Source organism: Halomonas sp. ML-15, assembly GCF_014779595.1.
In the GTDB taxonomy this organism is placed as follows: Bacteria; Pseudomonadota; Gammaproteobacteria; order Pseudomonadales; family Halomonadaceae; genus Franzmannia.
The window spans coordinates 64,590-78,059 of the sequence record NZ_JACXZT010000009.1 but is presented as its reverse complement, the minus strand read 5'-3'; the positions used below and the strand labels follow the sequence as shown (position 1 = coordinate 78,059).

The window sequence follows — 13,470 nt, the reverse complement described above, 5'->3', positions numbered from 1 at the left end:
ACTTTCCCAACCAATGTAGTGAGTACGCCATGCATTCGGCGCCGCATTACCCCTCGCTTAGCTCCGCCTCCATGGCCTCCAGCGCCTCCTCGGCGGCCAGCCAGTCGGCTTCGAGATCGTTGAGCTGCGACTTGAGCTCACCCTGGCGCGCCAGCGCCGCGGTCAGCTCCTCCTTGCGCGCGGGGTCGGTGTAGAGCTCGGCGTCGCCCAGCGTCTCTTCCACCTCTGTCAGTGTCGCCTGGATCTTGTCCATCGCCTGCTCGGCACGGTCGCGCTGCTTCTTCAGTGGACGTAGCTTCTCGCGCAACTCGGCCGCCGCGCGCCGAGACGCCTTGCGGTCCTCGCGGGGCGCCTCCTCGCTCTTGTCGACCCGCGCCTCGCGGCGCTCCCCCTCGAGGCGCGCCTTGAGCCAGGCACGATAGTCCTCGAGGTCGCCGTCGAAGGGCTCCACCCGGTGGTCGGCCACGCGCCAGAACTCGTCCACCGTGGCACGCAGCAGGTGGCGGTCGTGGGAGACGATGATCACCGTGCCCTCGAAGCTGGCCAGCGCCTCGGTGAGCGCCTCGCGCATCTCCAGGTCGAGGTGGTTGGTGGGCTCGTCGAGCAGCAGCAGGTTGGGTTTCTGCCACGCCACCAGGGCCAGTGCCAGGCGCGCCTTCTCGCCACCGGAGAAACTGCCGGCCACCTCGAAGGCGTCGTCGCCCTTGAAGCCGAAGCCGCCCAGGAAGTTGCGGATCTCCTGGTCGCTGGCGGTGGGCGAGAGCCGCTGCACGTGCATGAACGGGCTCGCCGTGAGATCGAGCCCGTCGAGCTGATGCTGGGCGAAGTAGCCAATCACCAGATGCTCGCCGGGCACCCGCTTGCCGGCCAGCGGCGCCAACTCTCCGGTCAGCGACTTGATCAACGTCGACTTGCCGGCCCCGTTGGGCCCCAGCAGACCGATGCGACTGCCGGGCAGCAGGGTGACCTTGACGTCGTCGAGCTGCACGCTCTCGTGGCCGGCTTCATCGCGATAGCCGAGCCGCGCCTCGTCCAGCACCAGCAGCGGATGCGAGGTCTTGTCCGCCGCGGGAATCGAGAAGTGGAAGGGCGAGTCGGCGTGAGCCAGGGCGATATCGCCCATGCGCTCGAGCATCTTGAGGCGACTCTGGGCCTGACGCGCCTTGGTGGCCTGGGCGCGAAAGCGCGCCACGAAGCGCTCGATCTCCTCCTTGCGCGCCTGCTGCTTGGCGGCCTCGGCCTGCTGCAGCGCCAGCTTTTCGGCGCGGGTGCGCTCGAAGGTCGAGTAGTTGCCGCGATAGAGCACCAGCCGACCGCGATCAAAGTGCACGATGTGGTCACACACCGCGTCGAGGAAGTCGCGGTCGTGGGAGATCAGCAGCAGGGTGCCGGGATAGCGCGTCAGCCACTGCTCGAGCCACAGCAGGGCGTCGAGGTCGAGGTGGTTGGTGGGCTCATCGAGCAGCAGCAGGTCGGAGGGCATGAACAGCGTGCGCGCCAGATTGACGCGCATCCGCCAGCCACCGGAGAAGTCGGAGAGCGGCCGCGTCAGATCGCGCTGCGTGAAGCCCAGCCCGACCAGCAGCTGGGCGGCCCGCGCCGGGGCACTGTAGCCGTCGAGGGCCTCGATCTTGCCGTGCAGTTCGGCCTCGCGATGAGCCTCGCCGCTGGCCTGGGCCGCGGCCAGGGCGGCCTCGGTGGCGCGCAGCTCGCGGTCGCCGTCGAGCACGTAGTCGACGATGGCGCGATCCAGTGCGGCGATCTCCTGGTCCATATGCGCGATACGCTGGCCACCGGACATCTCGACCTGGCCCTTGTCCGGCGTCAGCTCCCCCAGCAGCAGCTTGAACAGGCTCGACTTGCCGGCCCCGTTGGGGCCGACGATGCCCGCCTTGTGGCCGCCGTGCAGGGTCAGCTCGGCGCCCTCGATCAGCGTCTGGGTGCCGCGTTGCAGCGAGAGTTGGCGCAGTGCGATCATGCTGGCTCCGGTAGCTCGGCAGGGGGGCTTACCCACCCCGAAGGAACGAATGGCATGGATTCTACCCAATTATTGGCGCATTTGCGGGCCTGTCTACGCGAGGCGCCGCTATGGGACTTCGCTCTCGCGCTGTATGGCCGCGACGGCGTCGAAGCGGCCTGCCTGCAGTTGCAGGACGAAGCCCGCACCGATGTCTGCGAACTGCTATGGCTATGCTGGCTCGACGTCCACGGGCTGGTAGCTGACGGCAAACTCAGCGCCGCGCTGGCGCCGCTGCGACACTGGCAGGCCGAAATGACCCAGCCGCTGCGACAGCGTCGGCGCGCACTAAAACAGCAAGCACTTACTCACCCCGAGATTGCCGAGCTGCGCGAAGCCATCAAGCGCGCCGAGCTGCTGGCCGAGCGTGAAGCGCTGCGCCTGTTACAGCGAATCAGCGAGGATCAACTGGCTCCTGAGGGCATACTTCGGCCTCGCGAACCGACCGACCTCCCCTTGGTAGAACGCCTGTACGCCTGGCTACCCGAACAGAAAAAACAGCACCTTTGCGCCCTGCAAACCCTCGAAAGCCGCCTTGACCCCTCTCGGGGCCCGCGCTAGCCTGAAATCACAACTGCATGTTTTTAAACCTGCACTTCAGCCAGTCGGGATGTATCGATGCTGGCTCAACCTTGTGAGGGAAGACAAAAATGATGGTTCGCAACCTACTTACCGCCGCCAGTGTCGGCGCTCTTCTGTTCGGCCTCTCCGCCGCAGCCAGTGCCGATAACTGGCGCTACGCCCACGAAGAGTTCGAAGGCGATGTCCAGGATGTCTTCGCCGTGGCCTTCAAGGAGTATGTCGAGGACAACTCCGACCATACCGTACAGATCTATCGCTTCGGTGAGCTCGGCGAGTCCGACGACATCATGGAGCAGACCCAGGCCGGCATCCTGCAGTTCGTCAATCAGTCACCGGGCTTCACCGGGTCGCTGATTCCCGAAGCGCAGATCTTCTTCATCCCCTATCTGCTGCCCACCGATGAAGAGACCGTGGTCGAGTTCTTCAACACCTCCACGGCGATTCACGAAACCTTCCCCGAGCTGTATGCCGAGCAGGGCCTCGAGCTGCTCAAGATGTATCCGGAAGGCGAGATGGTCGTCACCCTGGACGAGCCCTTCACTACCCCGGACGAGCTTCGCGGCAAGAACATCCGCACCATGACCAACCCACTGCTCTCCGAGACCTACCGCGCCTTTGGCGCCACGCCGACGCCGCTGCCGTGGGGCGAGGTCTACGGCGGCCTGCAGACCAACATCATCCAGGGCCAGGAGAACCCGATCTTCTGGATCGAGTCCGGCGGCCTGTATGAGGTCTCCCCCAACCTGGTGTTCACCGGCCACGGTTGGTTCACCACCGCGATGATGGCCAACCAGGACTTTTTCGATGGTCTCTCTGAAGAGGATCAGCAGCTGGTGCGTGACGCCACCGAAGCGGCCTACGAGCACACCATAGAGCATATCTCCGGGCTCGCCGACGATTCGCTGGCCGCCATTCAGGAAGCGTCTGACGAAGTCACCGTGACGCGCCTCGATGAAGAGCAGATCGAAGCCTTCCGCGAGCGCGCCCCGCAGGTCGAAGAGCGCTTCGTCGAGATGACCGGCGACCGTGGCGCCGAACTGCTCCAGCAGTTCAAGGACGACCTCGAGGCCGTCACCAACGAGTGATGCCGCGTCAGACACGCTTGGCGTGCGTCGCAGCTAACCGCACAGGGGGCAGCCGCAAGGCTGCCCCCTTATCGTTGGCACTCGGCCAATCAGCGTTGATAGCGCGCCTGCAACCGGTGAAACAACAGCATAGGCTGAGGACGTCACCGTTCGTTTACACGCAACCCTGTACGCTATTCAGACCGCGAGGAGTCCTTCGACATGGACATGAGCGAAGAAGACGTCGCTGAAAAACATTACCGCTCCACCCTGCCCGGCCCATTGGGCGTGATCGACACATGGATCAGCAGGACAGAATCCGTGATCCTCGCCGTGGGGGTGATCCTGATGGCGATCAATACGGTGGCCAACGTTATCGGCCGCTTCGTCTTCGGCGAGAGCCTGCACTTCTCCGAAGAGGTCAACCGCATCCTGATCGTGATGATCACCTTCGCCGGGATCGGCTACGCCGCCCGCCACGGCCGCCATATCCGCATGTCGGCGATCTATGATGCACTGCCCACCGGCGGGCGCCGCTGGCTGATGATCTTTATCTGCCTGTTCACCGCACTGGTCATGTTCACGCTCTGCTACTACTCGATCGGCTATATCCAGACCACCTACAGCCGAGGCCGGGTACTGCCCTCGCTGAGCATCCCGATATGGATCATGTACCTGTGGGTACCAGTGGGCTTCACCGTCACCGGGATCCAGTACCTGCTCACTGCCTTCAAGAACCTGACCTCTCGTGACGTCTATCTCTCGACCCATGTGGTCGACGGGTACAAGGACACGGAAACCGAAGTCTGACGCGGGGAACGCACCATGACGACAATCATTATCTCCATCATGATCGTGCTGCTGCTGCTCGGCTTCCCGATGATGATCCCGCTGGTCACCGCTGCTTTCGTTGGTTTCTACATGACCTTCGGCGGTACCGGCCAGATGGAAACCCTGATCCAGCAGATGATGGGTGGCATACGCCCCACCGCGCTGATCGCCGTGCCGATGTTCATTCTGGCCGCCGATATCATGACCCGTGGCCAGTCCGCGCACCGTCTGATCAACATGGTGATGAGCTTCGTCGGCCATGTGAAGGGCGGTCTGGCGGTGAGTACCGCCGCCTCCTGTACGCTGTTTGGTGCGGTCTCGGGTTCGACCCAGGCCACCGTGGTGGCGGTGGGCTCGCCGCTGCGTCCGCGTATGCTCAAGGCCGGCTACAAGGATCCCTTTACCCTGGCGTTGATCATCAACTCCAGCGACATCGCTTTTCTGATCCCGCCCAGCATCGGCATGATCATCTACGGGGTCATCTCCGGCACCTCGATCGGCGAACTGTTTATCGCCGGCATCGGCCCGGGGCTGCTGATCCTGTTCATGTTCTCGATCTACTGCGTGATGTATGCGGTGATCAAGGATGTGCCTACCGAGCCCAAGTCGACCTGGCGCGACCGCCTCACCGCGGTCCAGCGGGCGCTGTGGCCGCTGGGCTTTCCGGTGCTGATCGTTGGCGGCATCTACGGCGGCATATTCAGCCCCACCGAGGCCGCCGCCGCCTGCGTGCTGTATGCGGTGCTGCTGGAGTTCGTGGTGTTCCGCTCGCTCAAGCTGCAGCATATCTACACGATCGCCAAGTCCACCGGCCTGATCACCGCCGTGGTGTTTATCCTGGTGGCCGTCGGCAACGGCTTCTCGTGGGTGATCTCGTTTGCTCAGATTCCCCAGGAGATACTCGCTGCAGTGGGCATCGACGACGCCGGGCCAGTCGGCGTATTGATCGCTATCTCGATCGCCTTCTTCGTGGCCTGCATGTTCGTCGATCCCATCGTGGTGATCCTGGTGCTGACGCCGATCTTCGCCCCGGCCATCGCCGCCTCGGGGCTCGACCCGGTACACGTCGGCGTCATCATCACCCTGCAGGTGGCGATCGGCTCGGCCACGCCACCCTTCGGTTGCGATATCTTCACCGCCATCGCGATCTTCAAGCGCCCCTACTGGGAAGTGATACGCGGCACGCCGCCATTCATCTTCATGCTGGTGCTGGCGGCGGCGCTGGTGATCATGTTCCCGCAGATCGCGCTGTTCCTGCGTGACCTGGCGTTCCGTTGAGCCAGCTAAGGGTGTGCCCCACAAGGAGGAGGTGACGATGTTCAAGCGAATCCTGGTCCCGGTCGACGGTTCCAAGCGTGCGCTGCGGGCGTTGGACAAGGCCATCGAGCTGCAGCAGCTGACCGGTGCCGAGCTCTACGTGCTGTGCGTGTTCAAGCACCACAGCCTGCTCGAGGCGTCGCTGTCGATGGTGCGTCCTGAAAAGCTCGATATCCCCGACGACGCCCTCAAGGAGTACGCCACCGAGATCGCTCTGCATGCCAAGCATCGCGCCATCGAGCTTGGCGTCGAGGGGGTGCGCGCCTTCGTCAAGGGCGGCCGGCCATCGAGCACTATCGTGCGCTTCGCCCGCAAGCGTGAGTGCGACCTGATCGTGCTCGGCTCCAAGGGCACCAACGGCGAGTCGAGCATTCTGGGCAGCGTCTCGCAGCGAGTCGCGAGTATGGCCAAGTGCCCGGTCCTGGTCGTTTAGTCGATGATTGCACCGCAATGGCGCGGGTGCGGAAACTCATGGCGCCTGATAGAGTCCGAGACACGACGACGTTTATCGAATCGAGGACTCTGCATGAAGACACTGGTTTCCGCTGCGGCATTCGGCAGCCTGCTGGCCGCCGCCCCGCTGGCCCTGGCCGCCCCCGAGACTGAGCAAGAGCAGCTCAGCTACAGCCTGGGCGTGACCCTCGGCCAGAGCCTGGTACAGGACGTCGAGGAGCTCGATCTCGACGCCTTTACCCAGGCCATCGAGGATGTCTATGCCGGCGGCGAGCTGGCCTTGAGCGAGGAGCAGATGGCCGAGGCGCTGACCCGCTTCCAGGAGAGCGCCATGGAAAGTCGCGAGGCCCAGGCGTCCCAGGCCGCCGAGGCCAACCGCGAAGCCGGCGAAGCCTTCCTGGCCGAGAACGCCGAAGAAGAGGGCGTCGAAGTCACCGACTCCGGCCTGCAGTATCAGGTGGTGGAGTCCGGCGACGGGCCAAGCCCGGGTGCCTCGGACAGCGTAGAAGTGCACTATGAGGGCACCCTGCTCGACGGCACCGTGTTCGATAGCTCCTATCAGCGCGGCGAGCCGGTCAGTTTCCGCGTCGACCAGGTCATCGAAGGCTGGCAGGAAGCCCTGCAGCTGATGAGCGTCGGTGACACCTGGATGATCTACCTGCCCTCCGAGCTCGCCTACGGCGAAGCCGGTACCGGCGGCCCGATCGGCCCCAACGAAACGCTGATCTTCAAGGTCGAGCTGCTCGGCATCGACGATTGATCGCGATGAAACCCACTCTGATAGTGTGCGGCTTGGCGCTGGGCCTGGCGGGCCCGGCGCTAGCCGACAGCGACACGCTCCCCGCCCTGCCCGTTCTCGATATCGCCCCTGATCGCGTCAGCGTGGTGGGCGTCTCGTCCGGCGGCTACATGGCCACCCAGCTGGCAGTGGCCTTTCCCGAGACCTTCCGTGGCCTGGGCGTGTTCGCCGCGGGTCCCTGGGGCTGCGCCCAGGGTAGCCTGCGCCTGGCGCTGGGCCAGTGCATGGGGCAGCGCCACGGCATGCCGGAACTGAGCGAACTGGATAGCCGCCTGGCTGCCTTCCGCGATCAGGAGCGGCTTGGCCCCACCGATGCCTTGGCACGTCAGCGAGTCTTCGTATGGCACGGCGAGGAGGACGAGGTGGTCGACCCGGCGCTCGGCGAACTTCTCGCGACCCAGTATCGCCAGTGGCTGGAAACCCCCGAGCAGCTGAGTTTCGTCATGGCCGAGGACGTCGGCCATGGCTGGCCGGTGGGCGGCACCGGCCTGGCCCACATCACCGAGCTGGCCGACTGCCGCCTCGGCGGCAGCCCGCACCTGCTGGCCTGCGACCGCGATGCGGCAGGCGAGGCACTGACCTGGCTCTACGACGACCTGACGCCTCCCGAGGACGACGCACGCGGTACCCTGCTGGCCTTCGATCAGGGCGAGTTCTATCGCGGCTCAGGGCTCGCCGAGCAGGGCCAGCTCTACTTGCCCAAGGCGTGTGAAGAGGGGGCACCCTGCGGGCTGGTGGTAGCGCTGCACGGCTGCAATATGAACCAGGCACAGGTCGAGGACGCCTTTGTGCGGCATACCGGGCTCAATGCCTGGGCGGACGCCAATGACCTGGCCGTGCTCTACCCGCAGACGGATACCAGCATGGCCAATCCCCAAGGCTGCTGGGACTGGTGGGGCTTCGACGAGAGCAGCTGGGAACCTGCGGCCGGCCACGAGACCCGCGACGGCCACCAGGTGCAGGCGCTACACGCCATGGTCAATCGGCTGAGCGGTGCCGACGCCGAGCAAGAGGATGCGCCATCCCGTTGAGGATGGCAGCTCAGTTGCCGTTGAATTCGTGCCGAATGGCCGAGATCAGCGTGTGCGGCGTCGGCGCATAGAGTACCCGCTGGCGGATCTCGCCGTGGCGGTCGACCAGGTACATCGAGGAGCTGTGGTCGACGGTATACTCCATCGCCGAGCCCTCCATGTCGTGCCGGCGCCAGAACAGGTTATAGCGCTCGGCGATATCGTCGAGCTGCTCTTCGCTGCCACGTGCACCGATGAACTGCTCGCCGAAGTAGCCAACGTACTCTTCGAGACGCTCGAGGGTATCCCGCGCCGGGTCGACGGTGATCAGCACCGGGACGAGGCGCTCGGCGTGCTCCGGCTCGAGCTGCTGCAGCGCCTGGCGGATGACGGCCAGCGTCATTGGGCAGATATCCGGGCAATAGGTGTAGCCGAAGAACAGCACCGCGAGCTCGTCGTCGTCCATCGACGCCAGCGAGAAGTCGCCCTGGGTCGAAGGCAACGCCACCTCGCCACCGCGCGGCTCGCCGTCATCGCCCTGCTGCTGCACCCACCAGATCGTGCCAAGCGCCACTACCAATACCAGAGAGGCGAGTCCCGCCCATAGCGTCTTGCGCGTCATACCGAATTCCTCTTGATATCGAAGTCGAACCAGCTGCCCTTGCGCCCCTGGGGCGTTTCCACCACCACCTGGACGCGCCACGGCATCACCTCCTCGGTGCAGACGCCGATCTGGCCATCGCCGCGGTACACCCCATTGCCTTGCGACTCGAGGGTAAACCGGTTGATACCCATATGCATATTGCGGCCTACCAGCTCGACGGTCACCGCCTGTGCCTCGAGGCCATCCAGGCGCACCTCGATGGGCAGTATCTCGAGCTCACGCAGCTCACCGTCGAAATCCAGCGACAGCCGCGAGGCCATGCCCAGGCTCGCCTCGCAGGCACCCTGGTGGAGGTCACAGGGCGAGCTTGGCGGGTACCAGGTGACGTCCTCGCTGCTGCCGCGGAAATAGTAGTTGGCGAGATACCACAGCGCCACGACCACCGTCACCAGGGTGACCATGATCAGCAGATTGAGCAGCGGTGAGCGCGGGGTCGCCTCGTCCGACGATGGGGGCAGCGTGGTCATGGCGGCACCAGGACCCTCCAATGCAGTAGCAATTGCCGGTAAGCTTATCAGTGTTTGCCTCACGGCAACCTGTGAAAGGTTGTCGCATCCCTAAGTCGATGACAAGGAGCCCTCATGGGTGACGTGGCCGGTGCGCTGGGCCCGCTGTTTATGTTGATCCTGCTGGGCGCCGCGCTGGGCTGGAAACGCCTGCCGGGCGGCGATTTCTGGCCACAGCTTGAGAAGCTGATCTACTTCCTGCTGTTTCCCGCCATGCTGGTGGCCACCCTGGCCACCGCGGATGTCAGCCAGGTGCCGGTGGGACGGGTAGCACTGGTATTGCTCGGGGTGATGGCGGCCCTTGGCGCCCTGCTGTGGCGGCTGCGCTACCAGCTGGGCCTGGAACCGGCCGCCTTCACCTCGGTGTTCCAAGGCGCGCTGCGCTTCAATACCTATGTCGGTGTGGCCGGGGCCAGCGCCCTCCACGGCAGCGCCGGTGCCACCGTCGCTGCCGTGGCCGTGGCGCTGATGGTACCGGTGGTCAACGTGCTGTGCGTGGCGAGTTTCATTGCCGCCGGCACCCTGGGGCCGGCCAGCCTCGGCAAGAGCCTGCTGGCACTGGTGCGTAATCCGCTGATCCTGGGCTGCCTGGTAGGGATTACCCTCAACCTGAGCGGCATCGGCCTACCGGGCTGGAGCGCCCAGACCGTCGGCCTGCTGGGCAGCGCGGCGCTCCCCTTGGGCCTGGTAGCGGTGGGCGTCGCACTGCGACCACGGGCGCTGGTGCGCCTCGACCGCGGCGTATGGGCCGCCAACCTGCTCAAACTGGTGGCCATGCCGGCCCTGGTGCTGGTGCTGGCGCTGCTGCTCGGCCTCGATCCGGTGAGCCGCGACGTGGCGCTACTGTTTGCCGCACTGCCCACTGCCACCTCGGCCTATATTCTGGCTCGCCAGCTGGGCGGCGATGCCGAATTGATGGCGGCGCTGATCACCGGTCAGACGCTGCTGGCGATGCTGACGCTGCCGCTGTGGCTGAGGCTGGCCGGCAGTTAAATAAAAAATATTCTCGTTACGCTTGACGCCGCGAATGCGAACGATTATCTTAACAACCGTGGCGCTGCCAGGCGCCACACGCCATAGCAGAGAATGTCAGGTTTTCTGCCATGGTTTCTCCTCATCAAGCTAGTCACGGTCTTTTGCCGCTCCTCCGGGAGCGGCCTTTTCTTTTCTATCCCCACAAAAATGCGCCCAGCGCTATTCCCGTCACTATTAGCGAGGGGCGCCGGCGGCAGGCCGAAGAGGAGGTTCAACGCCATGGGTGAGGAGCACTGCTCCGAACGGGCTGGCCATGGATGGCCAGCACCGGTCCTGCAAGCGGAGCAGGATGCGAGAGCGCAGCAGGGCGTTGGTAGCGCCCAGGGATGGGTTTACAGCGCCTCCTCATAGGCCTGCCACCGGATCAGCCCTGAGCGATACTGCTAAATGCTTGAGCCAGGACATGACAATACGAGGGGCCGCCTAAGCGTCGCGGGCGTAGATCAGGTCCCAAACGCCGTGGCCCAGGCGCTCGCCGCGGGCCTCGAACTTGGTCAGCGGCCGGAAGTCGGGGCGCGGCACATAGGGTGCCGTCTCAGCCGCTGCGGTGTTGCGATAGCCCGGCGCAGCGTCCATCACCTCGGCCATCCACTCGGCGTAGGCCGCCCAGTCGGTGGCCAGGTGAAAGGTGCCCCCCAGCTTGAGGCGGGTGCGCACCAGCTCGACGAAGGCCGGCTGGACGATACGCCGCTTGTGATGCTTCTTCTTCGGCCAGGGGTCGGGGAAGAACAGCTGCAGCGCGTCGAGGCTGGCCTCCGGCAGGCACTCCTCGAGCACCCGCAGGGCATCCTCGCGGTAGACCCGCAGGTTGGTCAGGCCACGCTTGTCGGCCTCGTCGAGCAGCTTGCCCACCCCGGGAGCGTGCACCTCGATACCGATAAAGTCGCTGTCGGGATGCGTGGCGGCCTGCTCGATCAGCGAGGCGCCCATACCAAAGCCGATCTCCACCACCCGCGGCGCACGGCGCCCAAACAGCACATCGAGATCCTGTCGGCCATCGGCCAGGGTCAGCCCCAGCCGCGGCCAGACCTCCTCCAGGCCGCGGGTCTGGGCAACGGTCATGCGCCCGGCACGCAGCACATAGCTCTTGATGCCGCGCCGATGCAGCGGGGCCTCGGTGGGCTCTTGCGCTTGAACGGCGTCGTCGGATCGATCGTGGGTGGTATCACTCATGCGTCACGTGGGTCTCGTCGGGGGGTGTCAGCCGTTGATACGGCCGGCGAAGGGCGAGGAGGGTTCGGCGCTCTGGCGACGCGGCATGCGCCCGGCCAGGAAGGCGGCACGTCCGGCCTCGACGGCCTGCTTCATGGCCGCCGCCATCAGCACCGGCTGGCGCGCATGAGCAATCGCCGAGTTCATCAGCACCCCGTCGCAGCCCAGCTCCATGGCCATGGCGGCGTCGGAGGCGGTGCCAATGCCGGCATCCACCAGCACCGGCACCTCGGCCTGCTCGATGATGAGCCGCACATTATGCGGGTTCTGGATACCGTGACCGGAGCCGATCAGCGAGCCCAGCGGCATTACCGCGCAGCAGCCCAGGCGTTCGAGCTCCTTGGCGACGATAGGATCGTCGCTGGTGTAGACCATGACATCGAAGCCGTCCTTGATCAGCTCCTCGGCGGCCTTGAGTGTCTCCACCACGTTGGGATAAAGGGTCGCGTCATCGCCCAGCACCTCGAGCTTGACCAGCTTGTGGCCGTCGAGCAGCTCGCGGGCCAGCTTGCAGGTGCGCACCGCATCCTTGGCGGTATAGCAGCCCGCCGTGTTAGGCAGCAGAGTAAAGCGCTCAGGCGGTACCACGTCGAGCAGATTGGGCGCGCCGGCTTCCTGCCCCAGATTGGTGCGGCGCACGGCGAAGGTCACCACCTCGGCGCCTGAGGCCTCAATGGCGGCCGCGGTCTCATCGAAATCGCGGTACTTGCCGGTGCCGACCAGCAGCCGCGAGGCGAAGCGATGCCCTGCCACTTGCAGCGGCTGGTCCTGAAAACGGTCTGTCATGGTGGCTCCTCTAGCCCCCGCCGATGGCGTGGACGATTTCAACGCGATCGCCGTCGGCCAGCCCCTGCTGGGCATGCTGGCTGCGCGGCACGATCTCTTCATTGACCTCGACGGCAATGCGTCTGCCGGTCAGGTCGAGGGAGGCGATCAGGTCGCTGATGGTGGCCTCGGCCTCGAGGGTTCTGGCTTCGCCGTTGAGCAGGATCTGCATGGCGGTCCTCCAGCGAATCTCAGCGGTTCGGGGGTCGCTATTGTAGCCTGTTAATCGATGCCAGGGTACGGTATGAGCGCCTTCGACAAGGAGATTTCCCCATGCGAGACACCCCCTGGTGGCTGGCGATAGCGCTCAGTGGCGGCCTTGCCGTGACGCTCGGTGCCTTCGCCGCCCACGGCCTGCAGGGCCAGCTGCCGGCGCGCCTGCTGGCGGCCTTCGAGACCGGCGTGCGCTATCAGATGTGGCATACCCTGGCGATGCTCGGCGTCCTGGCCTGGCGGGCCGGCCAGCCCCTGCGCGGCCAGCAGCTGACGCTGGGACTCTGGGCGCTAGGCATGGTGCTGTTCTCGGGATCGCTCTACGCCCTGGCGCTGAGTGGCATCGGTCGGCTGGGGATGATCACCCCGCTGGGCGGCGTCGCCTTTATCGCCGGCTGGATCGCCCTGGCGGCCACCGCACTGCGTGCTCAGTCGGCGTCGGGCAGGACATAGGTCGCCGTGACGAGCGCCACCGGCTCCTCGTCGCCAGCGGAAAACAGCTGCACCTCGCCCACTGCCAGGCGGCGGCCGAGCTTGACGATGCGCGCGTTGGCGATCAGGTCGCGGTCGCCGCGGGCGCGGCGCAGAAAGTGGCAGTTCATATTACTGGTCACCGCCATCGGCTCGGGGCCGATCTGCGCCAGGATCGCCACGTAGAGGCAGACATCGGCCAACCCCATCATGCTCGGCCCGGAGACACAGGCCCCGGGGCGCAGGTGTTCGTCCTCGATGGCCAGGCTCATGGTGGCGCGCATCTCGTCGACACCCTCGATGGTGCCCTCGCGATGGGGAAACACCTCGTCGAGAAATTCCTCGATGGCGGCTGCGGTCATTACGGTCATGGCGCCCTCCTGGCGGCTCGGCGGCGAGTGTCGCTGCGCCCAAGATAGCGCAAGGTTCGCTGCACGGCGATATCCCTGCGGCTTACTCGCCACATAACGC

The 13,470-nt window shown here is 65.3% G+C and carries 16 protein-coding genes; 9 read left to right on the top strand and 7 right to left on the bottom strand.

Going from position 1 to position 13,470, the window contains the following annotated elements; translation table 11 throughout:
* Window positions 1-46: 46 nt before the first annotated feature.
* Window positions 47-1,978, bottom strand: coding sequence for an ATP-binding cassette domain-containing protein (locus tag IEI94_RS06015; RefSeq protein ID WP_191166420.1), 1,932 nt, complete (start codon window positions 1,976-1,978; stop codon window positions 47-49).
* A 54-nt stretch (window positions 1,979-2,032) separates the two neighbouring features.
* On the opposite strand from IEI94_RS06015, the gene IEI94_RS06010 reads away from it, so the two are divergent.
* The 7 genes from IEI94_RS06010 to IEI94_RS05980 all read left to right on the top strand — a co-directional run bounded on the left by IEI94_RS06010 (window position 2,033) and on the right by IEI94_RS05980 (window position 8,094).
* The gene (locus IEI94_RS06010; RefSeq protein WP_191166419.1) at window positions 2,033-2,578 is read left to right on the top strand and encodes a TIGR02444 family protein; all 546 of its coding nucleotides are present in this window, start codon (window positions 2,033-2,035) and stop codon (window positions 2,576-2,578) included.
* A gap of 89 nt (window positions 2,579-2,667) precedes the next feature.
* Window positions 2,668-3,684 (top strand): TRAP transporter substrate-binding protein DctP, encoded by a 1,017-nt coding sequence (dctP, locus tag IEI94_RS06005; protein WP_191166418.1) that lies wholly within the window; start codon window positions 2,668-2,670, stop codon window positions 3,682-3,684.
* Window positions 3,685-3,885: 201 nt separating this feature from the next.
* On the top strand, window positions 3,886-4,473 hold the full coding sequence (locus IEI94_RS06000) for a TRAP transporter small permease (RefSeq protein ID WP_412030900.1): 588 nt from the start codon (window positions 3,886-3,888) through the stop codon (window positions 4,471-4,473).
* Between the two features lie 15 nt (window positions 4,474-4,488).
* Window positions 4,489-5,772 carry a TRAP transporter large permease gene (locus IEI94_RS05995; protein ID WP_191166417.1) on the top strand — a complete coding sequence of 428 codons (1,284 nt, stop codon included), beginning with the start codon at window positions 4,489-4,491 and terminating at the stop codon, window positions 5,770-5,772.
* 37 nt (window positions 5,773-5,809) lie between these two features.
* A complete protein-coding gene (locus IEI94_RS05990) occupies window positions 5,810-6,244 on the top strand; it encodes a universal stress protein (protein ID WP_191166416.1) in 435 nt (144 codons plus the stop codon).
* Window positions 6,245-6,337: 93 nt separating this feature from the next.
* Window positions 6,338-7,024 carry an FKBP-type peptidyl-prolyl cis-trans isomerase gene (locus tag IEI94_RS05985; protein WP_191166415.1) on the top strand — a complete coding sequence of 229 codons (687 nt, stop codon included), beginning with the start codon at window positions 6,338-6,340 and terminating at the stop codon, window positions 7,022-7,024.
* 5 nt (window positions 7,025-7,029) lie between these two features.
* Window positions 7,030-8,094, top strand: a complete 1,065-nt coding sequence (locus IEI94_RS05980) for a PHB depolymerase family esterase (RefSeq protein WP_191166414.1) — start codon at window positions 7,030-7,032, stop codon at window positions 8,092-8,094.
* A 10-nt stretch (window positions 8,095-8,104) separates the two neighbouring features.
* Here the strand turns inward: IEI94_RS05980 and IEI94_RS05975 are convergent, their stop codons facing one another.
* Both IEI94_RS05975 and IEI94_RS05970 read right to left on the bottom strand, forming a co-directional pair.
* The gene (locus IEI94_RS05975) at window positions 8,105-8,695 is read right to left on the bottom strand and encodes an SCO family protein (RefSeq protein ID WP_191166413.1); all 591 of its coding nucleotides are present in this window, start codon (window positions 8,693-8,695) and stop codon (window positions 8,105-8,107) included.
* The gene (locus IEI94_RS05970; protein ID WP_191166412.1) at window positions 8,692-9,204 is read right to left on the bottom strand and encodes a hypothetical protein; all 513 of its coding nucleotides are present in this window, start codon (window positions 9,202-9,204) and stop codon (window positions 8,692-8,694) included. The genes IEI94_RS05975 and IEI94_RS05970 overlap by 4 nt, the downstream gene beginning before the upstream one ends.
* A gap of 114 nt (window positions 9,205-9,318) precedes the next feature.
* Between IEI94_RS05970 and IEI94_RS05965 the strand changes: the two genes are divergently transcribed.
* Window positions 9,319-10,236 (top strand): AEC family transporter, encoded by a 918-nt coding sequence (locus tag IEI94_RS05965; RefSeq protein WP_191166411.1) that lies wholly within the window; start codon window positions 9,319-9,321, stop codon window positions 10,234-10,236.
* Window positions 10,237-10,701: 465 nt separating this feature from the next.
* Here IEI94_RS05965 and trmB read toward each other — a convergent pair whose 3' ends face one another.
* Genes trmB through thiS form a run of 3 tightly spaced genes read right to left on the bottom strand, consistent with a single transcriptional unit; the run spans window position 10,702 to window position 12,487 of the window.
* Entirely contained in the window at window positions 10,702-11,451 is a 750-nt protein-coding gene (gene trmB / locus IEI94_RS05960) for a tRNA (guanosine(46)-N7)-methyltransferase TrmB (RefSeq protein WP_191166410.1), read from the bottom strand.
* Window positions 11,452-11,478: 27 nt separating this feature from the next.
* Entirely contained in the window at window positions 11,479-12,276 is a 798-nt protein-coding gene (locus IEI94_RS05955) for a thiazole synthase (RefSeq protein ID WP_191166409.1), read from the bottom strand.
* Between the two features lie 10 nt (window positions 12,277-12,286).
* The gene (thiS, locus tag IEI94_RS05950) at window positions 12,287-12,487 is read right to left on the bottom strand and encodes a sulfur carrier protein ThiS (RefSeq protein WP_076746030.1); all 201 of its coding nucleotides are present in this window, start codon (window positions 12,485-12,487) and stop codon (window positions 12,287-12,289) included.
* 101 nt (window positions 12,488-12,588) lie between these two features.
* Between thiS and IEI94_RS05945 the strand changes: the two genes are divergently transcribed.
* Window positions 12,589-12,981: a DUF423 domain-containing protein gene (locus tag IEI94_RS05945; RefSeq protein WP_191166408.1), complete on the top strand. Its 393-nt coding sequence runs from the start codon at window positions 12,589-12,591 to the stop codon at window positions 12,979-12,981.
* On the opposite strand, the gene IEI94_RS05940 is transcribed toward IEI94_RS05945, so the two are convergent.
* Window positions 12,957-13,370, bottom strand: a complete 414-nt coding sequence (locus IEI94_RS05940; RefSeq protein ID WP_191166407.1) for a PaaI family thioesterase — start codon at window positions 13,368-13,370, stop codon at window positions 12,957-12,959. The genes IEI94_RS05945 and IEI94_RS05940 overlap by 25 nt on opposite strands.
* Between the last annotated feature and the right edge of the window lie 100 nt (window positions 13,371-13,470).